Source organism: Bacillus sp. MBGLi79 (assembly GCF_002953915.1).
Genome location: NZ_CP026521.1, coordinates 3,814,769 through 3,838,982, shown reverse-complemented (window position 1 = coordinate 3,838,982; position 24,214 = coordinate 3,814,769). Strand labels below are relative to the sequence as shown.

Genomic DNA, 24,214 nt, shown 5'->3' with positions numbered 1-24,214 from the left:
TGGGTTTTTTTACATTCGGCGAAAAGGTATAATAAAATAGGAGAGTGATGATGATGAATGAAACCTCTTCCTATACGATAGAAGAAGTTGCAGGTCTGCTGAAGGTATCAAAGCTGACCGTTTATGATTTGATTAAAAAAGGCGTGCTGCCTGCTTACCGTGTCGGAAGGCAGATGCGTGTGGATGAAGAAGATTTAAAGCAATATAAAACGAATATGAGAATGTCTCAGCCCATCGCTGCAACAGAAGCGCCGAAACAGGTGCAGGAGGCTGAGCCGGACGGCAGACCGAATGTCATGATCAGCGGACAGGACATTTCGATGGATCTTCTCAGCAAGCATTTGGAGAATGCCATTCAGGAGACGCCGCTCCGTAAATACAAAGGAAGCTTAAACAGCCTGATTGATATGTATCAAGGCAAGTGTGACATTGTCAGCCTCCATTTGTACGATGCAGAAACGGGCCAGTATAACGCCCCTTATGTAAAACGGATTTTGTCAGGTGAACCGTTTTGTCTCATCAATGTCGTTCTCCGCAAAGCAGGTCTGTATGTGCAAAAAGGGAATCCGAAAAACATTCAAGGCTGGAAAGACTTGAAAAGAGCTGATATCCGGATCATCAACAGGGAAAAGGGTTCTGGCGCAAGGGTGCTCCTTGATGAACAGCTTGGCTTGCTTGGTGTGAAGCCGGCTGATGTAAAGGGATACGGCGATATCGTGACCGATCATTACGCTGCCGCTTCACAAGTTTCAAGCGGACAGGCTGACGCGGGAATCGGGGCGCAGCACGCGGCACATATGGGGCGTGTTGATTTTATCCCGCTCATCGATGAACAATATGATATCGTCGTTTTGAAAAAAAATGAGCAGCTGCTCAAAGCCGTGAAGGAGATTTTGAATTCTGAGGACTACAAGGCGAACTTGTCTCATTTAAATGGCTATGAAACAAAGCTGACTGGCAAGGTGATGTTGGAAACGTAAAAAATCCCTCTTTATATAGAGGGATTTTTTTCATTCGGAAAACCTGAGCAGGTCACCATTTAAAATTTTATCAGAGAGAGACAGCTCTTCGTTTGCTTTCTCCTTATAAGGGAGGCACGCATCCTGATCTTCCAGTATTTCACCTGTTTTTTGGCTGTAGCACGTGTTTTTCGTGTATATAAAATCGTTCGTAATAAAGCTTCCGTTTCGCAGCACGGCGAATGGTGTGCGATCGCCCGACAGCAAATCATTGCCGAATTGAATATCGCCTTTTGTGTCAACGCCGAGTAAATGCATCAGTGTCGGTCTGACGTCGACTTGTCCGCCAACATCAGAGATGGTTTCCGGCTGTTGATCGGTAATTCCCGGGATATGTATGATAAACGGCACCCGCTGGAGCTGAACATTGTCATACGGCGTGATTTCGTCTTTTCCTAAAAACTCTGCCAACGCCTCGTTATGGGCTTCTGAAATGCCGTAATGATCCCCCATAAATACAATCATCGAATTTTCGTATAAGCCTTCGTCCTTCAGCTTTTTGATAAAATGCTTTAATGCCTCATCCTCATAGCGCACCGTTGTCACATAACGGTTTAGCAGGGCGCTGCTCGAATCGTATTCATCAATCAGCTGATCCTTTTTATCAATCTCAAACGGAAAATGATTCGTTAACGTGATGAAACTGCTGAAGAATGGCTGCGGCAGACTTTTCAGCTTTTCGGCGGACTGCTCTAAAAATTCCTTATCCTTTAAGCCCCAGCTTGTCGATGTTCCGGGAGTGACATGGAAGTCATCAACATCAAAAAAGCGGTCAATCCCAAATGTATCGTACATGACATCTCTGTTCCAAAATGTTTTATGGTTGGCATGAAAGGCGGCTGAATAATAATCATGCTGTTTCAGCGACTTGTACATCGTATGAAATTGATGGTCGCTTTTCGTGAAAAAGACGGCGCCGCTAAGGGAAGGATACATTGAGTTAGCAACGATGAATTCTGAATCAGATGTTTTCCCTTGTTCTGTTTGCTGATAGAAATGATCAAAGGAATAGCTTTTTTTAACGAGATCATTCATAAATGGGGTAATTTCTTTTCCATTGACTTTTTCATTCAAAACAAAGCTTTGGGTCGACTCAAGTGTTACAAAGATGACATTTCGCCCTTTTGCCAGTCCGAATTTGCTTTGATCAGGCTTGCTGTAATCAGCCTCTGTGTAATTTTTAATGGCAGTTATGCTGTCTTCATCAGCGAATGCCTTCGCGCTAATATTAACAGTCTGAGAAATCGTATCGTATATATGGAACTGAAACAGACCGATGCTTTTGACGAGCATTTCCCGGTCAAAGGAATGTGCCAAAAGCTTCGGCTGCTGTACTTCTGCAAGTGCCAGCGTGCATAAAATCATGCCGCAGGAAGCTGCATAGTACCGTTTGATCGTGCGGGGAGCGGCTTTTGTCTGCGGCTGTTTCGTTTTTCTGGCGAGCAGCAGCAGACAAACCAAATCCGCAAACAGGGCAATAAACAGAGGATGGAACAGTTCTTTTACACTGCTGCCCATATCGCTCATGTTGCTGGCCTGAAATAAAACCGGAATGGTAATAAAATCGATATAAAAGCCGTAAAAAATCGTATTGGAGATCAAGATGACAGTCAGAACCAGATTGGCAATCAGCAAAAAGACCCGCTGCTTGTTTCCTTTCAGAAGCAGGCCTATCCCGAATAAAGGAAGGATAAAGCTGAGCGGATTGATCAGCAACATCAGCTCTTCCAACAGAGTATCGATCTGCAAATCAAAGCCGAGTTTATATATCACATACGTTTTGATCCACATAAACAAGATCGAAAAACATAAAAACCGCTGATTGTGAAAAAAGGTTCCTTTCATCAATATGACTCCTCACGTTTTCTTGATCATCTGCATGAAATGCTTCTTAAGTAAAACCTACTAAAAACCGCCGGTTCAGACAAGTTTCAGCACTCGCGTTTACAACATGCGCCCATGAAACAGCATATAAAAGTAGTAACATGAAGCAAGGGTCAGGCCGGCTAGCACGAGCTGCTCAGAAAAACTGCCTGTCTTCATATATAATGGAAGCCGCACGCGGATCGTTGAAGGGAATAGTAATTTGATTCCGTTCACTGTCCAAGCGTCAAGAATCAAGTGGCTCGCCATTCCGATCATTAAGCCGGCTGAGATGTTTTTATCTGGAATATATGTAGAAGTGATAAAAAACATGATGAGCATAAACAGCAGGCTGTGTGTAAAGGTACGGTGGCCAAAAACGGAGCTGACCACTTTCGATAAAATAGGAAATTTTCTCCCGATTTTGCTTTGCGTGTGGCAGATATCGGGAATCAATGCCCCAACCGCGCCTGACGCAGCCATAAGCACTGGATCAAATCCATAATAATAAGCTGCTGCCGTACAAGAAGCGATGCCTCCCATGATGTGTGTTTTTCCTGTCATTTGCCGCTTCTCCTTTATCTTTTGCAAAAAATCTCTGAATTACAAATATATCAAGAGAATGTATGTTTGATCAACAGGACTTTGGACGATAAAAAATTTCCCGCATAATTTTTCAGGAAAAAGGCATCTTAAACATGTACCTATTTTTAAAAAGAGGTGATACGAATGGGTTTCTTTAATAAAGATAAAGGAAAACGTTCCGAAAAAGAAAAAAGCGTAATCCAAGGAGCTCTTGAAGATGCAGGTTCAGCTCTAAAAGATGATCCGCTTCAAGAAGCTGTGCAAAAAAAGAAAAATAATCGATAATCACATGCGGATAGGGCTTGACTCTATCCGTATTTTCCATCTGTTCCCTTTGACAGATCATCCTTTCTTTGATAACCTTCTGGGAGTAACTGAATAATTAAATCCTCACTCTTTCTCAGTGAGGTAGAGGTTGCGCGGATGATGAGTCACACATGCTAGGCTGACAGGAGCTGTTAAACATGTGTAAAAGGCATCAGCGCCGAAGTGTGGAGAAAGCCGATCCTTCTCTATGCTGGGACTGTATCTGAATAAGTGCAGGACTGCCGCGTGCTTTTTCGCGGAGGGCTATCCGGAGATCAAGGGTGTGTGTTTCTTTAAGCATGGACTTTTGTTCAGGCTTTTTTTGCGTTTATATGATCTCGGGGTCTGGTCCGTACAAAGAATCATGGAGGTACTGGAATGGAACAGACAAAAAAATGGGGTTTTTGGTTATTAACGGCGTTTGTCGTTGGAAATATGGTTGGATCAGGAATTTTCTCCTTGCCGAGCTCGCTTGCTTCAATCGCAAGTCCGTTTGGCGCTACGTCCGCCTGGCTTTTGACAGGTGCCGGCGTGTTGATGATTGCGCTTGTGTTCGGGCACTTGTCCATTCGCAAGCCTGAACTGACAGCGGGTCCGCAAAGTTATGCCAGAGCGCTGTTTTCCGATCCGAAGAAAGGCAACGCTGCCGGTTTCACAATGGTGTGGGGCTACTGGGTGGCGAGCTGGATCAGCAACGTGGCGATCATCACAAGTCTCGCTGGATACTTGACTTCGTTCTTCCCGATCTTGGTTGACAAACGTGAAATGTTTTCGATCGGCGGGCAAGAGGTGACGCTCGGCCAATTGCTGACGTTTGCCGTATGTACGATCTTGTTATGGGGAACGCACACGATTCTTGTTGCCAGCATTAACGGTGCAAGTAAATTGAACTTTGTCACAACGCTTTCTAAAGTATTAGGTTTTGTCTTCTTTATCGTTGCCGGTTTATTTGTGTTTCAAACGACATTATTCGGTCATTTTTATTTCCCGGTCCAAGGAGAAAACGGCACAAGCATTGGGATTGGCGGCCAGGTTCATAACGCCGCGATTTCTACACTGTGGGCGTTTGTCGGAATTGAATCCGCGGTGATCCTGTCCGGCCGTGCGCGTTCTCAACGTGATGTGAAACGTGCGACGATTACCGGCTTGCTGATTGCTTTGAGCATTTATATTATAGTGACTTTAATTACGATGGGTGTTCTGCCGCATGATAAGCTTGTCGGCTCAGAAAAACCATTCGTTGATGTACTCTATGCGATTGTTGGAAACGCGGGAAGCGTGATTATGGCGCTTTTGGCTATCCTTTGTTTATTCGGAACGATGCTCGGCTGGATTTTGCTTGGCTCTGAGGTGCCATACCAAGCCGCTAAAGCAGGAGATTTCCCGGCAGTTTTTGCAAAAACGAATAAAAAGGGAAGTCCGGTCATTGCACTCATTATTACAAACGTCATGTCACAGGTCTTCATTTTCTCCGTTATTTCCCGGACAATAAGTGACGCATTTACATTTTTAACGACAGCGGCGACACTCGCATATTTAATTCCGTATCTGGTATCTGCAATCTACAGCTTGAAGCTAGTCATCAAAGGTGAAACGTATGACCAACTGAAAGGCTCCCGTGTAAGAGACGGATTGATCGCGATACTGGCGTGTGCATACTCCGTGTTTGTTATTGTAACAGGCACAGCAGATTTAACGACATTTATTCTCGGCATCGGTTTATTCTTTGTCGGCTTGATTGTTTATCCATTTGTGAATAAGAAGTTTCAAAAAGAAAAACAAGCATAATGAAAAGACACCTGATTTGTTTTGTCAGGTGTCTTTTTTTATTGAAATGCAATTTCTCCTGTTAGCAACCCGATTGTTAAAACAGCTGACAGGAAAGCTGAAATAGAAAGAAAAACCTTTACGGATAATCGTATTTGCAAAAAACGGTTTTTCAGCCTCTCCAGCAAACCAAACAGAATAAGCACTAAGATAAAAACAAGAAACACATCTGAAAAAGGTTTTCCGATATAAAACCCGTTAAAAAAACTGATTGCGATGATGATACAGCTTAATATGAATTGAGTAAAAAAATATCCGATGTGGTTCAACATGAGCCGCTCCCTTTATTGCATGAAAAAAGAGCCGCCTGTCCGGCTCTTCTGTTTATTTTGTTAAGCTTTCCGTAATAAACTTCAGTTGGCCTTCTAATGAAATCGGATCGGTGAAATAGAAGCCAATCGGATCAATCTTATAGACATGGCCATTTTTAACGGCGTTCAGTTTCTTCCAAATGGAGCTGTCAAATACGCCGCCATCATCACCGCCTGATTGCCATGGACCTGCGAAAATATAATCTCCGGCGAAGTCAGGAAGCTTTTCTAATGAAATACTTGTATAACCAGGTCCCTGGTCAATGGCTTTTTCTTTTGTCAGCTTTGTAGCCTGCAGGCCGAGGTCTTTGTAAATAATGCTTCCGCCTCTTCCAAAGTCTTTACCGAATACGTAAATGTCTTTTCCGTTCGTTTGCATAATGGAAATGGTTTTGTCACCGACCGCTTTTTTGATTTTTGTTTTAGCTGCCGCAACTTTTTTATCCCACTCGGACAGCCATTTTTCAGCTTTATCTTCAGTTCCTGTCATTTTTGCAAATTCTTTCAGCTGTTCGATGTTGTCGAGCTTATCGTATTTTACTGCGACAGTCGGCGCGATTTTTTCAAGCTTTTTAATATCAGCACCCTGTGTTGTCCAGACGATAATCAGGTCAGGGTTTAAATCAATGACCTTTTCAACCGAAGTGCCGTCTCCGATGTTTTCGACGCCGGCAGTTTTTCCTTTGTAGTAAGGGTTTTTAAATACGTTCTCAGGTGCACCGACAACGTTGATGCCAAGTGTTTTGAAGTAGCCGTAGTAGCCGTCAGCCATGACAACCACCCGTTTAGGATGCTTGGGGATTTTTACATTCCCGTTTTCAGCCTTGTATGTAAAGGTTTCTGCGTCTTTTGAATCAGAGGCAGAGCCTTTGCTTTCTGAGTTATTCCCGCAGGCTGCCAGCGCTGTAATCAATAACAGGGCAAAAAACGCGACTCCGAGTTTCTTGTATATATGGGACATATCTCATACCTTCTTTCTAAAAAAATAGATGAAAAAGAGAATCATTATCAACTGTGATTATACCACTGCAAGTGCCGGTTGACACGATATTTTTGCAAATGCATTTTCATTTTTGTTCAAAACACGCTATTAAATCTGTTGAAAAAAGTGATATACTGAAACAGCAATTGATAATCATTATCAGTATCAGAAAGGAAGTACGGCAGTTGAGTCAACATAAAAATATACAGACTGCATCAGAAGAAATCCAATGGACGTCAAGGACATATGGCGCGGTTATCGTCCTTATTGCAGGTCTATGCCTGCTTTGCCTTGGCGCCCTTTTATCCATATCCCTCGGTGCAGCGGATATTCATTTGCGCACTGTATGGGACGCCATTTTTCATTATCAGCCGACAAAGACAACTCACCAAATTATACATGATCTTCGGCTGCCGAGAACGGCGGCTGCCGCACTTGTAGGCGCATTGTTGGCAGTGTCGGGAGCGATCATGCAGGGGATGACGAGAAACCCTTTGGCAGAGCCTTCGATTATGGGTGTGACATCAGGCTCTACGTTTGCGGTTTCGATTGCGTTTGCCTTTTTTCCCGGACTTTCTGCAATGGGGCTTGTGCTATGGTCCTTTGCGGGAGCGGGACTGGGTGCATCGACGGTAATGGGCATCGGCATGTTTTCAAGGGGCGGGCTTACGCCTGTAAAGCTTGCTCTGGCGGGTACGGCAGTTACTTATTTCTTTACCGGAATTTCAACCGCCATTGCGATCCGCTTTGATGTGGCTCAGGATATCAGCTTTTGGTACGCAGGCGGGGTAGCGGGTGTGAAATGGTCAGGGGTCCAGCTTTTGCTTATTGCAGGGGCTGTCGGTTTAACGCTGGCGTTTTTCATCGCCCGGTCTGTGACAGTGTTAAGTCTTGGTGACGATCTGGCAAAAGGGCTAGGACAATATACATCAACGGTGAAACTGGTTGGCATGCTTATCGTAGTGATTTTGACCGGAGCTGCGGTTTCCATAGCCGGCACCATCGCATTTATCGGGCTGATCATTCCGCATATTACCCGGTTTTTGGTCGGTGTGGATTATCGGTGGATCATTCCCTGCTCGGCGGTGCTCGGTGCTGTCTTGCTTGTTTTTGCTGACATAGCGGCGAGACTCATAAACGCACCCTTTGAAACGCCTGTCGGCGCACTGACTTCTCTCATCGGCGTTCCCTTTTTCTTTTATTTGGCACGTCGTGAAAGGAGAGGGCTGTAATGAAAACAACAACAAGAAAATCGCTCGCCGTAATGGCTGTGACCCTTATGCTCATCGTGCTGGTCTTTTTTATCAGTCTCAATTTGGGTGTTATCAAAATTGCACCGCTTAAAACGCTTCAGGTCTTTTTCGGCCAAGGGACAGCGCGTGATGAACTTGTTTTATTTGAGTTCAGGCTGCCCCGGATCATCCTTTCCTTGCTTGTTGGAGCAGGGATCGCCGTTGCTGGCGCCATTTTGCAAAGCGTGTCTCAAAATGATCTTGCTGAGCCTGGTATTCTCGGAATTAACGCCGGCGGCTCACTTGCCGTTGTGCTTTTTATATACTTTTTTCAAGGATCAGCTTCAGATCTCAGCTTTTTCGGAACATTTATGCTGCCGTTCAGTGCTTTGGCAGGAGCAATCCTCGCTGCGTTTCTCATTTATCTTCTGGCATGGAAAAAGGGCGTCACACCGATTCGGCTGATTTTAGTCGGCATCGGGGTAAATGCCGGATTCAACGCCCTGTTGCTGATTTTTCAGCTCAAGATGGACCCTCATGATTTTATGCAAGCCGCGGTTTGGATATCCGGCTCAATATGGGGGGCGAACTGGAATATGATCTGGGCGATCCTTCCTTGGATTGTGATCTTGCTACCATTTACTTTATATAAGGCACGCTATTTGAACATATTGCAGCTAGGAGACCAACTAGCGACCGGACTGGGCACTCCTGTTGAAAGGGAGAGACGGATTCTTCTTCTGGCAGCCGTCACTCTTGCCGCTTCATGTGTGGCAGCTGCGGGAGGCATCGCGTTTCTCGGATTGATCGCGCCTCATGTGGCTAGAAGGCTGACCGGTCCGCGTCACCAGACGCTGATACCGGTCTCCGCCCTCATCGGCGCATTCCTGTTTTTGCTCGCTGATACAATGGCGAGAAATGTATTGGCACCATCAGAAATTCCGGTCGGACTTGTCATTTCCGTGCTAGGTGCGCCTTACTTTATTTATTTATTGATGAAAGCGAATTAGAGGAGGGGGCCGAATATGAATTCATTATCAACGGAACAGCTTGGAATCGGTTATGGCGACAGGGTGATTGTAAAGGATTTAAATATATCGATTCCTAAAGGGAAAATTACCACCTTAATTGGCCCGAACGGCTGCGGGAAATCAACGATTTTAAAAACAATGTCCAGAATTATGCGTTCGCATGCAGGGGCCGTCTATTTAAACGGCAAAGCGATTCATAAAATGTCTACAAAAGACATTGCGAAAGATATGGCGATTCTGCCACAGACACCTGAAGCGCCGAGCGGCCTAACGGTGCACGAATTGGTGTCGTACGGCAGGTTTCCGCATCAATCAGGATTCGGCAGATTAAATGACGAAGACCGCCGGATTATCAAATGGGCGCTTGAAGAAACAGGCATGGCTGAATTTACTGAACGGCCGATTGAGGCATTGTCAGGCGGACAGCGTCAACGCGTGTGGATTGCCATGGCGCTTGCGCAAGGGACGGAGCTGCTGCTGCTGGATGAACCTACGACGTATCTTGATCTTGCACACCAGCTCGAAATTCTGCAGCTGCTTGACAGACTCAACAAAGAGCAGGGGCGGACAATTTTAATGGTCATTCATGACCTTAACCACGCAGCTCGTTTTTCCCATTATATGATCGCGCTCAAAAAAGGCACGGTCATCAAGGAAGGTACTGCACTTGAGGTCATGACACCGGATATTTTGCAGCAAGTATTTCAGATTGATGCTGAAATCGTGACTGACCCCCGTACAAATAAACCTGTATGCTTGACCTATGATCTGATTAAAAATGAAAAAGAGCTTGTTTCTGTGTAAGAAAAATCCCGGTTCGAAGCCGGGATTTTTTTTATTCGCCGCGAAAATACAATTTTTCTATTTGATTCCGTCATTTCAATAAAAAGATTGCAAGTCTTTTTGAATTAATAGATAATATTGGTTAGAATGTTTCGAAAATATTACAATGTTTACAGAAAGAGGAGATCGTTGTGTCCAAGAAGAAAAAATGGCTTATTGGCGGCGCGATATGTGCTGGTGTGCTTGTACTGGCTGGGATCGGCGCCGGCGGTTTTTACTTTTTTACTCACATGAACCAAATTGCCGTATCATCGGAGCCCTATGCTGAATCGGTCGCGGTATACATGGGAGGAGATTCAGAATCAGGCCAAACGTTTTCTGGAAAGGTTGAACCTGAAAAACAGCAGAAAGTATACATAGATTCAGAAAAAGGCAGTATTAAAAAAACATACGTCAAAGAAGGCGATCAGGTTAAAAAGGGCGATAAGCTTTTTGAGTATGAGGGTGAGGATCACTCTGATGAAATTGAGCAGGCCAATTTGCAAATTGAAATGACAAATCTGCAAATCAACCGTTTGCAAAAATCAATAACAGAAACGGAAAAGAAGCTGAAAGCGGCAGGGAAAGAAGAGAAAGCCCAGCTTCAAGATGAAATTGACCAAGCCAATTTCGATTTGAAAACAAGCCAGCTCGAACTGAAACAGCATCAAAAAGAACTGGCTGGCCTGACGAAAAACAAAGGTTCCAATGTCATTACAAGCAAACATGACGGAATCGTCCAAAGTGTCAATCAGGATATCGCTGACGGGGCAACAGGCGACCAGGCAACAGGCCCGTATATCCAGATTGTTTCGACAGGCAAATATCTAGTCAAGAGTCAAATCAACGAGCTGTTAATGGACACGATCAAAAAAGGCAGCAAAGTCAAGGTCACACTGAAAACAGGCGGTGAGGGCGAGTGGAAAGGAAAGGTCACCTCGATTGGCAAGCTTCCAGCGGGAGCAGGCGAGGGTGAAGAATCAGAAAGCTTTTCTGATGAAGAAATGAATCCTCAGTCCTCTAACTATCCTTTCACCATTTTATTAGACAGCCATAAAGGTCTTGAAGTCGGCTATCATGTCAACATCGAAGTGGTGAGTGATGATGCTGATGCGGATACGATCAAGCTGCCGTCCGACATGGTCATTCAGGATGACGGCGAACCGTATGTGTGGAAAGCTGATGAGAAGCAGAAAGCGGTTAAGCAGCCTGTTGAAATCGGCGAGACTGATGAAAATGACATGGTGGAAATTAAGAGCGGCCTGACGCCGGAAGATTATGTAATCTACCCTGATCCCGCGGTCAAGGAAGGAAAGCAGGTTACAGTCAATGCTGACACTGAATAATATTTCGAAATCGTACAAGCTGGGAAAAGAAGAAGTTCCAATCTTGAAACATATCAATCTGACCGTCCAGGCAGGGGAGTTTTTGGCTATTATGGGGCCTTCCGGTTCTGGAAAGTCAACGTTAATGAATATTATCGGCTGTTTGGATAGGCCAACCTCGGGAACATATACGCTTGATCAGATCGATATATTGAAAGGGAAAGACGGAGCTTTAGCCGAAATTCGCAACGAATCAATTGGGTTTGTGTTTCAAACTTTTCATTTGCTGCCGCGTCTCACCGCGCTGCAAAATGTTGAGCTGCCGATGATTTACAATAAAGTGAAGAAAAAAGAGAGAAGGCAACGGGCATATGAAGCGCTGGAAAAGGTCGGATTAAAAGACAGGGTCTCCTACAAACCACCTAAGCTGTCCGGCGGTCAAAAGCAGCGGGTGGCGATAGCGAGAGCCCTTGTCAATCAGCCGAGGTTTATTTTAGCTGATGAACCGACCGGGGCGCTTGATACCAAATCAAGTGAACAAATTTTGTCACTGTTTTCCGAACTTCATCGGGAAGGCAAGACCATTATTATGATAACCCACGACCCGGACGTCGCCAAAAAAGCTGACAGAACCGTTTTTATCAGAGACGGAGAGTTGGTATTAGATGAGAGAGGGGATATCAGCCATGCTTGAACATATTCGAATCTCCTTTCAATCCATTTTCTCTCATAAATTAAGATCCATTCTGACAATGCTCGGCGTGATCATCGGCATAGCGGCAATCATCGCGATTGTTTCAATGCTAAAGGGCCAAAGTGAGCAATTAAAGCAAAGTATGATCGGCATGGGAAACAACGCGATCAACGTTGTCTACCAGCCGTCTGGCGGTGAAGAGGAGGGCGGCCCTCAGGTATCGTATACATCCGCGCCGCCTGTAGCGGAAGATACAGTAAAGGAGATCAAATCTGATCCTATTGTTAAAGGATTATCCTTATATTACATGTCAGAAGGCGCAAGCGTTTTTCATTTAACAAACGTTTCGTATCCCCAAGTGTACGGAGTGGACGATGATTACTTCGATATGTTCCCAATCCGAATAACCGAAGGGAGAAAGCTGGCGGAAAACGAATTAAACACCACTCACCAAGTGGTGATGATCAATGAAGCTGTCAGAGATGAACTGTTTCCAGAAGGAGACGCTCTGCATAAAAGCATTGAAATGAATGGTGTGCCGTTTAAGGTCGTCGGTGTTTTTAAAGAAAAAAATCAGCAGGAAAGCATGTTTGAAGGCGAATATGCAAATCCGGTTTTGTACGTGCCGAAAAAAGTGTGGCCGCTTATTGAAGGATTTGACGCGCCAACCCAGATTGCCGTGCAGGCTGACTCTTCTGAGCATATCCAAGAAGCGGGTGTAATGGCTGCGGATCTTTTAAATCAGGGACTGTCAGAAGCTGAGTTGGAGAAAGCAGAGTACAGTGTAATGGATCTTCAGGAGATCGCGCAGGAAGTAGAGTCCTTTAATCAGTCATTTGCATTGCTGCTTGGCGGAATCGCCAGTATTTCACTTTTGGTGGGCGGTATCGGCGTCATGAACATTATGCTCGTTTCCGTAACGGAGCGCACGAGAGAAATCGGAATTAAGAAAGCGCTCGGTGCTAAGCGGCGTGTGATTTTATTTCAATTTTTAACCGAGGCTGTCGTGCTGACAAGCATTGGCGGAATACTCGGTGTGCTGGCGGGCTTCGGCATCGCCAAGCTGCTGACGGTCATTTTTCCCATGCCTTTTATCGTCTCCATTCCAGCTGTTGTCGGAGCACTCATCTTTTCAATGGCAGTCGGCATTATCTTCGGCTTGCTTCCGTCCATCAAGGCATCGAAGCTTCAGCCTGTAGACGCGCTGCGCTATGAATAAAAAGAACGCATCCAATTGGAATGCGTTCTTTTTTTAGCTGGGAAGTGCTGAGTTGCATTTGTCTAAAATCAAAAATACGGCTGCGATGATCATTTCTTCAGTGGTAGACAGCCAGATGTCGCTGATCATTTCGTCTGTTGTATGAGCAGTCATCCATAAAAACAGAAGCTGGACGATGCCTGCTAGGAGAATGAATAAGCGTTTGTCTGTCTTGAAAAATGTAAAACTATGTATCATCAGGCGTTCAAATGGTTCTAGGAATAGCCCAAGGATAAGAAATAACACAGCAAAAAGCAGGACGTGAGCTGCTGAGCGATAGCTCGTTCCCGCTAAAGAAAATAATATATAGATGACAGCAAAATAGGTCAACACCACTGCTGCTGCGGCCAGCAAGTATTTGATGGAGAGCCGCAATAAAAGTTTTGAAGACGTTTGATGTTTCACAGGTTCAGCTCCTTATGAAGGCTTGCAGAGAACGAGTGCTCTCTGCAAGCTGTAAGTCTATTATTTACTGCATTTCTTTTTCACAACTGGGTGCTTCTCTTTTGAAAGCACATCAGTAAAATCTTTGCCTAAGTCAAGGTGCGCTTGAACAAATGTTTCAGGAAGCATAGCAAGCCATTGGTTTAAAGATACATCGGCATAATGGTCGTCTTTGAAGATTTCTAAAAAGACAAGCGGTTCATCCCCAATGTTTTCAACGTAATGACCCATTGCAAATGGTACATATCCGACATCACCGGCTTGGTAGTTAAACGTTCTGGCATGGCCGTCAGATGCAAAGACGGTCATTCTTGCTTTACCGGAGATGTAGTATTGCCATTCGTGTGTATTCGGATGCCAGTGCAGCTCTCTCATGGCGCCGGGTTCTACTGTTACGAGCGCTGATGCGATGGTTTTAGACACCTTGAAGTTTGTCGAATCTGCAATGTATACTTTTCCTCCCTCAGATTCAATCGGCTCTTGTTCAAGAAGGCGGTAAGTAAATGGATAAGGAACTTCGCCGTTTGGCCCTTCCACAATGTCATCTTTTAAGCTGCCAGGGAGTTGGTTTTCAAATATATATTTTTCTTTGCCTGGCAAATTAGCAATCTCTTCTTTTGTCACGCCGAAGTTCGCAGCAATCACTTCTTTTGGAGTGTGGGCAAGCCAATCTGTCAGCTGGAAAGTGCTGTTTTCTGAGAATGATCCATCGTCAAACACAAGCAGGAATTCAGCCCCCTCATCCAGCGCTTGGATAGAGTGCGGCAGGCCTGACGGGAAGTACCAAAGGTCACCTTCACCTACATCATCAATAAAGCTGCGCCCTTTTTCATCAACAATTGTGACTCTTGCGCTTCCGTAAATCATATAAGCCCATTCTGCTTCTTTATGCCAGTGCAGCTCGCGAATGGCGCCTGGCTTCAGTCGCATATTTACAGATGCAAGGTTTTCTGAAATCGGCAGTTCACGTACTGTCACTTCACGGGCATATCCGCCTTTTTCTAATCGGTTATGAGTGTCAGAGAACGAAAACTTCATATTGCTGACGGTGCCATGATCGGTTTCAGGCGGAACAAGCATATCAGGGTTTTGCCGGTCTCTTTCAATATTGCGGGGGATTTTTACCGTTGCTCCTTTGTCTCCTCTAATTGGCTGCGGAATGTCATTTTGTTTTTTCATGAAATGTTTCCTCCTTAGATTTAATTGTGATAGCAGAAAGAGAAGGTGAAAGGCCTTTCGTTTTCCCTTCTGTTTTGTTAAGTGAAAAAAATCAGTGAAAAGTCAACTTTGATTGGAAAATTATTTTTTTGCATGATCTTTCAGTTCTGTCATTAGTTCTATGAGTTGATCAAACTTCTTTTCAAATCGGGTCAGCAGGTACATTGCAATCAGCGCAGGAAATCCCAAATTGCCGATTTGTTTTACGACTTCCTCTATAAAAACCTGATCCATAGGAAAATACCTCCTTTCTTTTTCTGCAGTCATGTATGTAAGTGAAGGAAATCCGATAAAACGTAAACTGCTGCAAAGTATTTTGGAAGACACTAGTCGGAAAGTAGTAGTTTACTTTTTTTTGCTTTCCTTCATTTAATTTAGTAGGGAGGCGGTTTGATGGACTATCAAAGTCTTTTACGGTCAAAATGTAAGGAGATAATGAAGCATCCCATCGTGAAGCATTTTTTGAGCAATCCTCAGCATTACCGTTTGTTCAAAAACGTAATGGAAAGCCCTAACGAAAAAGATGCAAAATCATTGGACGAGCTATTTAAGCAGTTTTATAAAGAAATCCGCATCGTCAAGTATATGAATTCAATGATTCGCATCTTTTCTATTGATTTTGATAAGCGGGTTCGCAAAAATCAAAAACGGTATCCGCTGACGGTTGATCATCCGGAGGCAGGAGATCGACTTCCTTCCGAAACAGGAAGCGATGCATTTGAAGAGTTTTTAGACCGGCAGCATGATTTGAGTCAGCATGTTCAGGATTATCAGCTCTACCAAGCGATTCAGAATCTGACTGACAAACAAAAAAGCGTGCTGACGAAAGTGTATCTTCAGGGTGCCACGATGCAGGAGATTGCAGATTCATTAGGGGAGTCCCGGCAAAACATTTCCAACATTCATAAAAAGGGACTGGAGAATATCAGAAAGCAGCTAGCGGCGCAAAAAAAGGGGGAAAAGTAAGCTGTGAACGGCCAGTTTGAACAAAAAAAGAAACAAAATGACGAGACTTTTGACATTGAGCACCTGATTGCATGCTTTTCACCGATGATCAGAAAAAAACTCAGCAATACGTCCTATCAAGAAAGAGAAGATTTAGAGCAAGAGCTGAAGATCAAAATGTTTGAAAAGGCTGATATGCTTTTGTGTCAGGATGTCCCGGGATTTTGGGAGTTTATTTTGTACATGGTAGATGAGAACTCATAATATTTTCATATAAAAAAACATCAAAAGGGAGCGCTTGTTTGCTCCTTTTTTGCTGTTTTGATTTGCCAAGCTCCAATGTATTCAAAAATGTACCATAAATAAACGATATAATGATAAGATGAAAAAAACAGTGACAGAAAGGAACATAAAAGTGGAAAATGCGTCAATTTTAATCGTAGACGATGAGAAAGCGATTGTGGACATGATCAAACGCGTTCTCGAAAAAGAAGGTTATCGAAATATACTGGATGCGGCAAGCGCAGAAGAAGCGATTCCTGTTGTGAAGGCCAATAAGGTTGACTTAATTGTGCTGGATGTCATGATGGGCGGAATGTCCGGTTTTGAAGCCTGCACGCTGATCAGAGAGTATTCAGAAGCTCCGATTTTTTTCCTGACGGCAAGATCATCCGACGCGGACAAATTATCGGGCTTTGCGGTCGGAGCTGATGATTATATCACAAAACCATTTAATCCGCTGGAATTAGCGGCGCGGATCAGAGCGCATCTCAAGCGTACATATCAATCGAAAGAAACGAGTTCAAATCAAACCTACACATATGATTATTTTACTTTTTCTCCGCAAAATGCCGAGCTGATTGTAGGCGGGGAAGCTGTTGCTTGTTCAGCCCAGCTTCTGCAGCTTTTGCAGTATTTTTGTGAACACCCCAACGTGGTGCTTTCCAAGGATCAAATATATGAAAAAGTATGGGGCTACCCTTCCTATGGTGACAACAACACCGTCATGGTTCATATTCGCAAGCTTAGGGAGAAGATTGAGCGCGATCCGAGCAATCCGGAGTATATTGTAACCGTTCGAGGTCTCGGCTATCGTTTTATCCCAAATCCTGAAGGCAAGCGGTCATGAGGTTAAGATGGAAGTTTTTGTTTCACTTTTTCGGGCAGATGCTAATTGTGATCCTGCTGCTTACGGTGATGCTTGTTGCGTCGTTTTTCTATTTAGACGCTCGTTTTAGCGATGCGGAATCCAATTCGGGACTGACGAAGGCGACGACCGACACACTTGAAGCATATCTCGATGTAAACGAAGACGGGACATGGGAAGTGGATAATTTCCTGAAGAAATCTGTCGATAAACAGCACGGCTGGATGCAAATCATTGATTCGGAAGGAAACACTGATTATTCCTACGGAGTGCCAAAAGACGTGCCGGGCACCTATACCAAGAAAGAGCTATTGTCTATTTATAAAATCAAAAAGCTTCATAACTATAAACTGAATTATTGGGCCATCAATATTGAAGATAAGTCGTATCTTCTATTGTTCGGCTGGAAATCAAAGAGTGAACAGCTCCTGACTTCCGTAGAAAAACGCGAACAAAAGATAGACGCTCTAGCGCACTATAAGTCCAGCACCATCGACTATATTAAGCAGAAAAAAGGCGCTATCTACCTGTTAGACAGCAATGGAAACATTCTCGACAGCATCAACAGCACAAAAAGCGAAAGAAAAACGATGAACCAGCTGGAGCTGCTGAAATACAGCTCTAAACCTTGGAACTATAAGCGGGAAATTTCCGTTAAGATTCTCAATAAAGACAGATGGATGGTCGCTACGGTGCCGAACCCTGTCTATGTAACCGATCAGGAGTTTAACAAATCATTCCTGAAGGTTGTATTAAAAGCGATGTTTCTTGTTATGGGCGTTTTGTTCATGTATATCATTTGGATGACCGTTTGGTATATGTTCCGGTTCGGGCTGCCGATTTTTCACACGATTCGATGGCTGGTCAATTTGTCAAAAGGGAAGCTTGAGGAACCCAGAAACCGGGAAGGCCATCCTGTCAGCAAAAATAAAAAGGGGAAAATCAAACAGCCGTACCGCTTCTTCGGTGAGATATTTGAATCAATGGATCAGCTGACTGAAACGCTGAGAAGGGATAAAAGAAACAGGGAAAAAATCCAGGCGACAAGGGAAGAATGGATTGCCGGTTTGTCACATGACTTAAAAACACCGCTCAGCAGCATTTACGGCTACAGCATGATGCTCGAGTCGAAGCAGTATGACTGGTCGCCGGAAGAAGTGAAAGAAATGGGGCAGGTTGTCAGAGAAAAATCTGAATACATGTCCAAGCTGATTGAAGATTTAAATTTAACGTATCGGCTGAAAAATGATGCTCTTCCTATTGAGAGAAGGCTTACCAGCCTTATCCCGTTTTTTAAAAATGTCATTGAGGATTTTAAGAAAAATCCGTTTTCTGAAGGGTATGATATCTCGTTTGTATCCAAAGAAGAGCATATTGAATTTGCACTTGATGAAGCGTGGTTCAGGCGCATATTAGAAAATCTCCTTGGGAATGCCGTGAAGCACAACGGCAAAGGAACAGAGATTCAAGTCATTCTGGAACAAACAAAAAATCATATTTCTTTAAAGGTGAAGGACAATGGGAAAGGAATGGATGAAGAAACGATTACCCATTTGTTTAACCGTTACTACAGAGGGACGAACACAAAAGATTCAACTGCCGGAACGGGTCTCGGGCTCGCGATTGCCAAGGAGCTTGTCCATCTGCATAACGGAACGATCCATGTGAACAGCAGAATGGACATTGGGACGGTCATTACCATCCTTTTTAAAAAACAATAAACATCAAGTGGTTTGGACACCTCTTTGCCGGGAATAACAATATATAGACTGAAGCTAAAGAGGTGTAACACATGGATGCAGTATTGGAAGCAGACACTAGGGCAGTGATTGGAGAAGGCCCGTTATGGGATGAAGAAAACGGCCGCTTATATTGGGTTGATATCTTGGGGAGCGAGCTCCACATTTTTGACCCTGAAGAAAAAATTAACCGATCAATCAAATTCAAATCCTTTGTGACGGCGCTTGCGAAATATTCAAAGGATGAACTGATTATGACGATGAAGGACGGGTTTTACCTGTATCATCTTCGGGATGACAGCCTGGAGAAAATTAAACAGCCAAAGGACATGCATGAGAGCCTGAGATTTAATGATGCTAAATGTGACCCGTACGGAAGGCTTTGGGCGGGGACGACGAGCATGGAAGGCGAGCAAAAACAGGCGTCGCTGTACCGTTTGAATCTAGACGGAAGTCTTGTCAAAATCAAAGATCGAGTTTCTACCTCAAACGGTTTGGATTGGGACCGCGAGCGGAATTTGATGTATTACATCGACACGCCGACGCAGGAGATTGTGCGCTACAGCTATGACCCTCAAAGCGGAGATGTTTCAAATCCAGAACCTGTCTATCGTTTTGACCAATCAGACGGATTGCCGGACGGCATGACAATCGACCAAAATGGCATGCTGTGGGTGGCGCTGTTTGGCGGCAGCCGCGTTGTTCACATTGACCCGTTTGAGAAAAAAGAAATCAATTCAATCAGCGTGCCAGCCAAGTATGTCACGTGCTGCGCGTTTGGCGGCAGAGACTTAAAAACCCTTTACATTACAACGGCAACGGAACAAATGACAGAAAAAGAAAGATATGAGCAGCCTCACGCTGGAGGGTTGTTTTCAGCACAACTGGAAACAGGCGGATATCAGCCGGTACCATTTGCTGGAGACGTATAAAAAAACGCATCCGATAGACGGATGCGTTTTTGCATGTTACAGAGAACGGATAATGCCGCCTTCCACACGCTGTGCCGTGCCGTTAATGGCGGAGGCGGCGTCAGACGCGAGGAATACGATTGTGTTGGCGACTTCTTCTGCTGTCGCATATCGCTGAATAAGCGAAGTCGGCTCATTGACCTTGAAATAGTCTTTGATAAATGTATCTGTATCCTGGCCGGCTGCTTGTGCGGCGCCTTCCATATAGGATGCCACGCCCTCTGTCCAAGTAGGCCCCGGAAGCACTGAGTTGACCGTCACATTCGTGCCTTTTGTCATTTCAGCCATTCCCCTTGACAGGCTGATCAGCGCCGTTTTTGTCATTGAGTATGGAATCATCGTTGGCAGCGGTTTGATGCCTGCTTCACTTGCAATATTTAAAATGCGGCCGCTGTTTTTGGCAAGCATCTTTGGAAGGAAGTGCCGGCTTGTCCGAACAGCGCTCATCACGTTCACTTCGAAATATTGATTCCACTCTTCATCTGTCACATCGGCAAAGTCTTTTACCTCGAAGAAACCGAGGTTGTTGACAAGGATATCGATGTCACCGATTTCATTTACTTTTTCAATAAAAGCCGCTGCTTCATCTGTCTTTGACAAATCGGCAGCCGCACCGTGCACTGTTCCGTATTCAGAAAGCTCTTCAACCGTGCGATCGACAGTCTCCTGTTTGCGTCCGTTGACAATGACTGCCGCACCCTCTTGCAGAAAGCTTTTTGCGGCGGCTTTCCCGATGCCGGACGTTGAGCCGGTGATTAAGACGAGTTTGTCTTTTAGCTGTAAATTCATAAGAATCATTCCTTTTGATTGATGATGGTATTAAGTATACAAGATCAAATTTAGTGTTTACGAGGATTTTGCTCCCATACACAATACGGGAAAAGTCATTCAGGACGCATATACAAGCCTGTCAGTCATATAGTATAATTACTCCGAAAAAAGGATACGAATGTCAAATAGGTGCCGGTCCGTGGACAACAGCCGGCTTAATAGGGAAACCGGTACAAGCCGGTGCGGTCCCGCCACTGTAATTGGCCAAAGCGCCAAGAGCCAGGATACCTGCCTGTTTGATCAGCACGAATTCTGCGAGGACAGATGATGTGTAAACAATAGGCTTTTTTGTGTTGTTTACAGCATCTTTACCGTCGTAGAGATGCTTTTTTTAGTTCTTTTAGGAGGAAAAGTGTATGAAAAAACGAGCCGGGATATGGACTGCGCTCCTGCTGGCCGCTGTTATGCTGGCAGGCTGCGGCAATTCTGCGGATCAGAAGGATTCCAAGGCAAAACAAAATACAGCAGCGTTCCCTGTCACCATTGATGATGCGTCAAACCAGGATGTAACCATCACAAAAGAGCCGAAAAAGATTGTTTCATTAATGCCGAGCAACACAGAAATTACATATGCTCTCGGCCTCGGTGACAAAGTGGTCGGTGTCACCACAAACGATACCTATCCAAAGGAAGTCAAAAAGGTTGAAAAAGTCGGAGATATGAATGTAAACGTTGAAAAAGTCATTTCTCTAAAACCAGATCTCGTTCTGGCCCATGAGTCTTCCATTTCAGCATCAGCGGATGCCATTAAACAGCTGAAGGACGCGGGCATTACCGTGCTGACTGTCAATGATGCACAATCATTCTCCGAGGTGTACAAATCAATCGAAATGATCGGAGAAGCAGCCGGGGCGGAGAAACAAGCCGATCAGCTCGTGAAAAACATGAAATCAGATGTAAAGGATATTCAAGAAAAAGCGAAAACCATTTCAAAGGACGAGGAAAAAAGTGTATTTATCGAGGTTTCTCCCGATCCTGACATTTATACAACCGGAAAAGATACGTTCATGAATGAAATGCTGAATGTCATCCATGCTAAAAACGCAGCGGCGGATCAGACTGGCTGGGTGCAAATGACAGACGAGGCGATCGTAAAACTCAATCCTGATGCAATTGTTACAACGGACGGTGTGAAAGCGAAAGCTGTGGAAAAACGCGATGGCTGGAGCGAAATCAATGCTGTGAAACATCATCGTGTATATGATGTGGACCCTGATCTTGTGACACGTTCCGGTCCCCGTCTGATCGAAGGGGTCGAAGAACTTGCGGAAAGCATTTACCCGGATACGTTTAAGGAATAATCGTTATGCCGCATATATCATTGGTTTCTCATTTTTAGCCGTGAGCATCATCTTAGGAATTTCTTGCGGCAGCCTGCATATTCCTATTCCCGCTGTTTTTCGTGTCTTTTGGCATCAAGGCTTCGGCGGCTCTATCGGTTCTGATGATCCGATGTACACTAATATTATGATGAATATCAGACTGCCGAGAGTTGTGCTGGCCGCCCTTGTGGGGACGGCTCTTTCTATCGCAGGGGCCGCTTTTCAAGGATTGTTGAAAAATCCACTTGCTGATCCCTATACGCTAGGTGTGTCATCCGGTGCTTCAGTCGGAGCTGTTGTGACTCTGTTCTTAGGTCTGCACCTTCCTGTCATCGGAGGGTTTACACTCCCGGTTGTGAGTGTAGCCGCGGCACTTGCCACGATGGCGGCGGTCCTTTTCTTCAGCCGCCTCGTTCATGCTTCGATGTCTGTTTCCACCCTCATTTTGACCGGTGTCATCACCAACTCTTTTTTGGGCGCATTTATTTCTCTTATCATCGCCTTGACAGGAGACAACCTGCTTCCGATTGTGCATTGGCTGCTTGGCAGCGTCTCAATGAGGGGCTGGAGCTATGTTATTTTGTTTCTCCCGTTTTTTCTTTTGGGAACCATTTTATTGATTATAAACGGAAGGGAACTGAACGTGATGACATATGGAGAAGATAAAGCAAAGCTTCTTGGAGTCAGCGTTCAGCAGAGGAAGATGATGATTCTAATAGCCGGATCTCTTTTGACGGGAAGCGCTGTGGCAGTATCGGGTACGATTGGCTTTGTCGGCCTTGTGATTCCGCATATCACAAGGCTTTTGTGGGGAACGGACCATCGGCATTTACTGCCGCTGTCCGCCTTGCTCGGGGCAGGGTTTCTCGTTTTAGCCGATCTGCTTTCCAGAACGATCATTGAGCCGATTGAACTGCCGATCGGGATCATTACGTCCTTGGCGGGAGCGCCTGTGTTCGCTCTTATTTTAATTCGGCAGCAACGCGGGAGGAGAAGCTTATGATGAAGGCAGAAGGGTTGTCGGGAGGATATGGCGACAGCCGCCTAATCAACAATGTCAGCTTAACAGTGGAGAAGGGAGAATTTCTCGGAATTCTTGGCCCTAATGGAAGCGGAAAAACCACGCTTTTGCACTTGCTGACAGGTACGCTGCCGGCCAAGGAAGGCAGGCTTTATCTGGCCGGAAAACTGCTGGCGGACTATAAACCGAAGGAACTGGCGCAAATCATGGCCGTCCTGCCGCAAAAAACGGATCAAGCCTTCACCTTTACCGTCGAAGAAACTGTAGCCTTTGGCAGATATCCATTCCAAACGGGGCTGTTCAGACAGCAGACTGAAAAGGATGAAGCCATTGTACAGGAAGCAATGGAGCAAACAGGAGTGGCCGCTTTTGCGCAAAAGCCGGTCCGCGAACTAAGCGGAGGGGAACAGCAGAGGGTGTATTTGGCCCAAGCTTTGGCGCAGCAGCCGCGTATTTTATTTTTGGACGAGCCGACCAATTTTCTCGATCTGGCTTATCAAAAAGACCTGCTTGATCTGATCAAACGCTTGACGAGTGAAAGCGGATTGGCAGCTGTCAGCGTTTTTCATGATTTGAACACCGCAAGCCTGTACTGTGATGGGCTCATGTTTATGAAAAACGGCACTGCAGGACCTAAGCAAAAACCGGAATATGCTGTTACAGAACATCGCATAAAGGCGGTGTACGATACAGATGTCACCGCCTTGGTTCATCAAAGTACACCTAAACCGATGATTGTGATTCAGCCTGAAAAAGACAGCGTGAAGTGCCAGTCTATCCCATTTGAGACATTGCTCCAAGCGGGGCGTGATGATATTCTTCTGCAAACGGAAATCCCGCTTCGAACATTATCCTCGACGCCTATCGGTGCAGGGTTTTCGTGGAGCAGAACGCTGATCCATAAACGGCTGCCAGATCAGTCAGATCGGATAAAAGGACTTGCAGCCTATCTTTCAAAGAACGGTTTTCAACTGGAGGAAACGTGTGCGACCGCATCTTCAGAAAGGCTTGACCGTTTCGTTTATCGAACGTTTGAGGATGAAGAGTTATCTGTTTTCATATGCGTTCTGATCGGATTTTCCATTTGGATTTTGATTAATGGCTATGCGTCAGATCAATTCTTCATCAAAGCTCTTATGGCTGCCGAAGCAGAACGGACGAAAGTGCTGGGAGACAGACGAGATACAGGTGATATTCTCGTCGCCGCGACCCAAACTCAGCAATCCGAAAACACAGAACAGCGGCTGAATCAATTGATAAAGAACAGAACAGCTGAATGTGTAAAAGAGGCTGCTGAGCTGTTTGAATAAGTCTGTGTAAA

25 protein-coding genes and 2 riboswitches are annotated in these 24,214 nt (G+C 44.9%); of the genes, 17 read left to right on the top strand and 8 right to left on the bottom strand.

Annotation, left to right across the window (positions count from 1 at the left end; genetic code table 11):
* The first annotated feature begins 53 nt into the window (after positions 1-53).
* Complete coding sequence (locus C1T29_RS19630; RefSeq protein WP_103032355.1) at positions 54-980, top strand: substrate-binding domain-containing protein; 927 nt, start codon at positions 54-56, stop codon at positions 978-980.
* 30 nt (positions 981-1,010) lie between these two features.
* Here the strand turns inward: C1T29_RS19630 and C1T29_RS19625 are convergent, their stop codons facing one another.
* On the bottom strand, positions 1,011-2,864 hold the full coding sequence (locus C1T29_RS19625) for an LTA synthase family protein (RefSeq protein WP_103750201.1): 1,854 nt from the start codon (positions 2,862-2,864) through the stop codon (positions 1,011-1,013).
* A gap of 99 nt (positions 2,865-2,963) precedes the next feature.
* Complete coding sequence (locus C1T29_RS19620; protein ID WP_014665369.1) at positions 2,964-3,446, bottom strand: metal-dependent hydrolase; 483 nt, start codon at positions 3,444-3,446, stop codon at positions 2,964-2,966.
* 165 nt (positions 3,447-3,611) lie between these two features.
* Between C1T29_RS19620 and sspJ the strand changes: the two genes are divergently transcribed.
* Together sspJ and C1T29_RS19610 are read left to right on the top strand one after the other, a co-directional pair.
* Entirely contained in the window at positions 3,612-3,752 is a 141-nt protein-coding gene (gene sspJ / locus C1T29_RS19615; protein WP_014665368.1) for a small acid-soluble spore protein SspJ, read from the top strand.
* 116 nt (positions 3,753-3,868) lie between these two features.
* A riboswitch (Lysine riboswitch) is annotated at positions 3,869-4,048 on the top strand.
* Between the two features lie 103 nt (positions 4,049-4,151).
* Positions 4,152-5,561, top strand: a complete 1,410-nt coding sequence (locus tag C1T29_RS19610; protein ID WP_014665367.1) for an amino acid permease — start codon at positions 4,152-4,154, stop codon at positions 5,559-5,561.
* Between the two features lie 38 nt (positions 5,562-5,599).
* On the opposite strand, the gene C1T29_RS19605 is transcribed toward C1T29_RS19610, so the two are convergent.
* Together C1T29_RS19605 and C1T29_RS19600 are read right to left on the bottom strand one after the other, a co-directional pair.
* Positions 5,600-5,872 (bottom strand): hypothetical protein, encoded by a 273-nt coding sequence (locus tag C1T29_RS19605; protein WP_071580875.1) that lies wholly within the window; start codon positions 5,870-5,872, stop codon positions 5,600-5,602.
* Positions 5,873-5,924: 52 nt separating this feature from the next.
* Positions 5,925-6,872 (bottom strand): iron-hydroxamate ABC transporter substrate-binding protein, encoded by a 948-nt coding sequence (locus C1T29_RS19600; protein WP_103750200.1) that lies wholly within the window; start codon positions 6,870-6,872, stop codon positions 5,925-5,927.
* 206 nt (positions 6,873-7,078) lie between these two features.
* On the opposite strand from C1T29_RS19600, the gene C1T29_RS19595 reads away from it, so the two are divergent.
* From C1T29_RS19595 to C1T29_RS19570, 6 genes are all read left to right on the top strand, one after another.
* Positions 7,079-8,125 carry a FecCD family ABC transporter permease gene (locus C1T29_RS19595; RefSeq protein ID WP_176465946.1) on the top strand — a complete coding sequence of 349 codons (1,047 nt, stop codon included), beginning with the start codon at positions 7,079-7,081 and terminating at the stop codon, positions 8,123-8,125.
* Positions 8,125-9,135, top strand: a complete 1,011-nt coding sequence (locus C1T29_RS19590; RefSeq protein WP_069150303.1) for a FecCD family ABC transporter permease — start codon at positions 8,125-8,127, stop codon at positions 9,133-9,135. Before C1T29_RS19595 ends, C1T29_RS19590 begins: the two co-directional genes overlap by 1 nt.
* Positions 9,136-9,150: 15 nt before the next feature.
* Positions 9,151-9,960 carry an ABC transporter ATP-binding protein gene (locus C1T29_RS19585; RefSeq protein WP_103750199.1) on the top strand — a complete coding sequence of 270 codons (810 nt, stop codon included), beginning with the start codon at positions 9,151-9,153 and terminating at the stop codon, positions 9,958-9,960.
* A 170-nt stretch (positions 9,961-10,130) separates the two neighbouring features.
* Positions 10,131-11,324: an efflux RND transporter periplasmic adaptor subunit gene (locus C1T29_RS19580; RefSeq protein ID WP_103750198.1), complete on the top strand. Its 1,194-nt coding sequence runs from the start codon at positions 10,131-10,133 to the stop codon at positions 11,322-11,324.
* On the top strand, positions 11,308-11,997 hold the full coding sequence (locus C1T29_RS19575) for an ABC transporter ATP-binding protein (RefSeq protein WP_014480848.1): 690 nt from the start codon (positions 11,308-11,310) through the stop codon (positions 11,995-11,997). Before C1T29_RS19580 ends, C1T29_RS19575 begins: the two co-directional genes overlap by 17 nt.
* Positions 11,990-13,216 (top strand): ABC transporter permease, encoded by a 1,227-nt coding sequence (locus C1T29_RS19570; protein ID WP_095431878.1) that lies wholly within the window; start codon positions 11,990-11,992, stop codon positions 13,214-13,216. Before C1T29_RS19575 ends, C1T29_RS19570 begins: the two co-directional genes overlap by 8 nt.
* Before the next feature lie 33 nt (positions 13,217-13,249).
* Here C1T29_RS19570 and C1T29_RS19565 read toward each other — a convergent pair whose 3' ends face one another.
* From C1T29_RS19565 to C1T29_RS19555, 3 genes are all read right to left on the bottom strand, one after another.
* On the bottom strand, positions 13,250-13,660 hold the full coding sequence (locus C1T29_RS19565) for a regulatory YrvL family protein (protein ID WP_014665358.1): 411 nt from the start codon (positions 13,658-13,660) through the stop codon (positions 13,250-13,252).
* Positions 13,661-13,720: 60 nt separating this feature from the next.
* A complete protein-coding gene (oxdC, locus tag C1T29_RS19560) occupies positions 13,721-14,878 on the bottom strand; it encodes an oxalate decarboxylase (protein ID WP_014477958.1) in 1,158 nt (385 codons plus the stop codon).
* 120 nt (positions 14,879-14,998) lie between these two features.
* Positions 14,999-15,151, bottom strand: coding sequence for a YvrJ family protein (locus C1T29_RS19555; RefSeq protein WP_003244090.1), 153 nt, complete (start codon positions 15,149-15,151; stop codon positions 14,999-15,001).
* 201 nt (positions 15,152-15,352) lie between these two features.
* Here C1T29_RS19555 and sigO point away from each other — a divergent pair, with 201 nt between their 5' ends.
* The 5 genes from sigO to C1T29_RS19530 all read left to right on the top strand — a co-directional run bounded on the left by sigO (position 15,353) and on the right by C1T29_RS19530 (position 19,680).
* Positions 15,353-15,883, top strand: coding sequence for an RNA polymerase sigma factor SigO (gene sigO, locus C1T29_RS19550; protein ID WP_095432025.1), 531 nt, complete (start codon positions 15,353-15,355; stop codon positions 15,881-15,883).
* A gap of 3 nt (positions 15,884-15,886) precedes the next feature.
* Positions 15,887-16,126 (top strand): sigma-O factor regulator RsoA, encoded by a 240-nt coding sequence (gene rsoA / locus C1T29_RS19545; RefSeq protein WP_014665355.1) that lies wholly within the window; start codon positions 15,887-15,889, stop codon positions 16,124-16,126.
* 151 nt (positions 16,127-16,277) lie between these two features.
* Complete coding sequence (yvrH, locus tag C1T29_RS19540; RefSeq protein WP_041521425.1) at positions 16,278-16,991, top strand: two-component system response regulator YvrH; 714 nt, start codon at positions 16,278-16,280, stop codon at positions 16,989-16,991.
* On the top strand, positions 16,988-18,730 hold the full coding sequence (yvrG, locus tag C1T29_RS19535) for a two-component system sensor histidine kinase YvrG (RefSeq protein WP_095431877.1): 1,743 nt from the start codon (positions 16,988-16,990) through the stop codon (positions 18,728-18,730). The genes yvrH and yvrG overlap by 4 nt, the downstream gene beginning before the upstream one ends.
* A 71-nt stretch (positions 18,731-18,801) precedes the next feature.
* On the top strand, positions 18,802-19,680 hold the full coding sequence (locus tag C1T29_RS19530) for an SMP-30/gluconolactonase/LRE family protein (protein WP_095431876.1): 879 nt from the start codon (positions 18,802-18,804) through the stop codon (positions 19,678-19,680).
* Positions 19,681-19,716: 36 nt separating this feature from the next.
* Here the strand turns inward: C1T29_RS19530 and C1T29_RS19525 are convergent, their stop codons facing one another.
* The gene (locus tag C1T29_RS19525) at positions 19,717-20,508 is read right to left on the bottom strand and encodes an SDR family NAD(P)-dependent oxidoreductase (RefSeq protein ID WP_095431875.1); all 792 of its coding nucleotides are present in this window, start codon (positions 20,506-20,508) and stop codon (positions 19,717-19,719) included.
* Positions 20,509-20,660: 152 nt separating this feature from the next.
* Positions 20,661-20,801, top strand: a riboswitch (cobalamin riboswitch).
* A 105-nt stretch (positions 20,802-20,906) separates the two neighbouring features.
* On the opposite strand from C1T29_RS19525, the gene C1T29_RS19520 reads away from it, so the two are divergent.
* From C1T29_RS19520 to C1T29_RS19510, 3 genes are read left to right on the top strand one after another with little or no spacing between them, the layout of a single operon-like run.
* Positions 20,907-21,851 (top strand): ABC transporter substrate-binding protein, encoded by a 945-nt coding sequence (locus C1T29_RS19520; protein ID WP_095431874.1) that lies wholly within the window; start codon positions 20,907-20,909, stop codon positions 21,849-21,851.
* Positions 21,814-22,875 carry a FecCD family ABC transporter permease gene (locus tag C1T29_RS19515; protein WP_095431873.1) on the top strand — a complete coding sequence of 354 codons (1,062 nt, stop codon included), beginning with the start codon at positions 21,814-21,816 and terminating at the stop codon, positions 22,873-22,875. Before C1T29_RS19520 ends, C1T29_RS19515 begins: the two co-directional genes overlap by 38 nt.
* Positions 22,875-24,203, top strand: coding sequence for an ABC transporter ATP-binding protein (locus C1T29_RS19510; protein WP_095432024.1), 1,329 nt, complete (start codon positions 22,875-22,877; stop codon positions 24,201-24,203). Before C1T29_RS19515 ends, C1T29_RS19510 begins: the two co-directional genes overlap by 1 nt.
* Positions 24,204-24,214 lie beyond the last annotated feature (11 nt).

Bases quoted from the DNA above. Each gene is read 5' to 3' on its own strand.
- C1T29_RS19630 (WP_103032355.1), top strand. From the start codon at position 54: ATGAATGAAACCTCTTCCTATACGATAGAAGAAGTTGCAGGTCTGCTG.
- C1T29_RS19625 (WP_103750201.1), bottom strand. From the start codon at position 2,864: ATGAAAGGAACCTTTTTTCACAATCAGCGGTTTTTATGTTTTTCGATC.
- C1T29_RS19620 (WP_014665369.1), bottom strand. From the start codon at position 3,446: ATGACAGGAAAAACACACATCATGGGAGGCATCGCTTCTTGTACGGCA.
- sspJ (WP_014665368.1), top strand. From the start codon at position 3,612: ATGGGTTTCTTTAATAAAGATAAAGGAAAACGTTCCGAAAAAGAAAAA.
- C1T29_RS19610 (WP_014665367.1), top strand. From the start codon at position 4,152: ATGGAACAGACAAAAAAATGGGGTTTTTGGTTATTAACGGCGTTTGTC.
- C1T29_RS19605 (WP_071580875.1), bottom strand. From the start codon at position 5,872: ATGTTGAACCACATCGGATATTTTTTTACTCAATTCATATTAAGCTGT.
- C1T29_RS19600 (WP_103750200.1), bottom strand. From the start codon at position 6,872: ATGTCCCATATATACAAGAAACTCGGAGTCGCGTTTTTTGCCCTGTTA.
- C1T29_RS19590 (WP_069150303.1), top strand. From the start codon at position 8,125: ATGAAAACAACAACAAGAAAATCGCTCGCCGTAATGGCTGTGACCCTT.
- C1T29_RS19585 (WP_103750199.1), top strand. From the start codon at position 9,151: ATGAATTCATTATCAACGGAACAGCTTGGAATCGGTTATGGCGACAGG.
- C1T29_RS19575 (WP_014480848.1), top strand. From the start codon at position 11,308: ATGCTGACACTGAATAATATTTCGAAATCGTACAAGCTGGGAAAAGAA.
- C1T29_RS19570 (WP_095431878.1), top strand. From the start codon at position 11,990: ATGCTTGAACATATTCGAATCTCCTTTCAATCCATTTTCTCTCATAAA.
- oxdC (WP_014477958.1), bottom strand. From the start codon at position 14,878: ATGAAAAAACAAAATGACATTCCGCAGCCAATTAGAGGAGACAAAGGA.
- C1T29_RS19555 (WP_003244090.1), bottom strand. From the start codon at position 15,151: ATGGATCAGGTTTTTATAGAGGAAGTCGTAAAACAAATCGGCAATTTG.
- sigO (WP_095432025.1), top strand. From the start codon at position 15,353: ATGAAGCATCCCATCGTGAAGCATTTTTTGAGCAATCCTCAGCATTAC.
- yvrG (WP_095431877.1), top strand. From the start codon at position 16,988: ATGAGGTTAAGATGGAAGTTTTTGTTTCACTTTTTCGGGCAGATGCTA.
- C1T29_RS19530 (WP_095431876.1), top strand. From the start codon at position 18,802: ATGGATGCAGTATTGGAAGCAGACACTAGGGCAGTGATTGGAGAAGGC.
- C1T29_RS19525 (WP_095431875.1), bottom strand. From the start codon at position 20,508: ATGAATTTACAGCTAAAAGACAAACTCGTCTTAATCACCGGCTCAACG.
- C1T29_RS19520 (WP_095431874.1), top strand. From the start codon at position 20,907: ATGAAAAAACGAGCCGGGATATGGACTGCGCTCCTGCTGGCCGCTGTT.
- C1T29_RS19510 (WP_095432024.1), top strand. From the start codon at position 22,875: ATGAAGGCAGAAGGGTTGTCGGGAGGATATGGCGACAGCCGCCTAATC.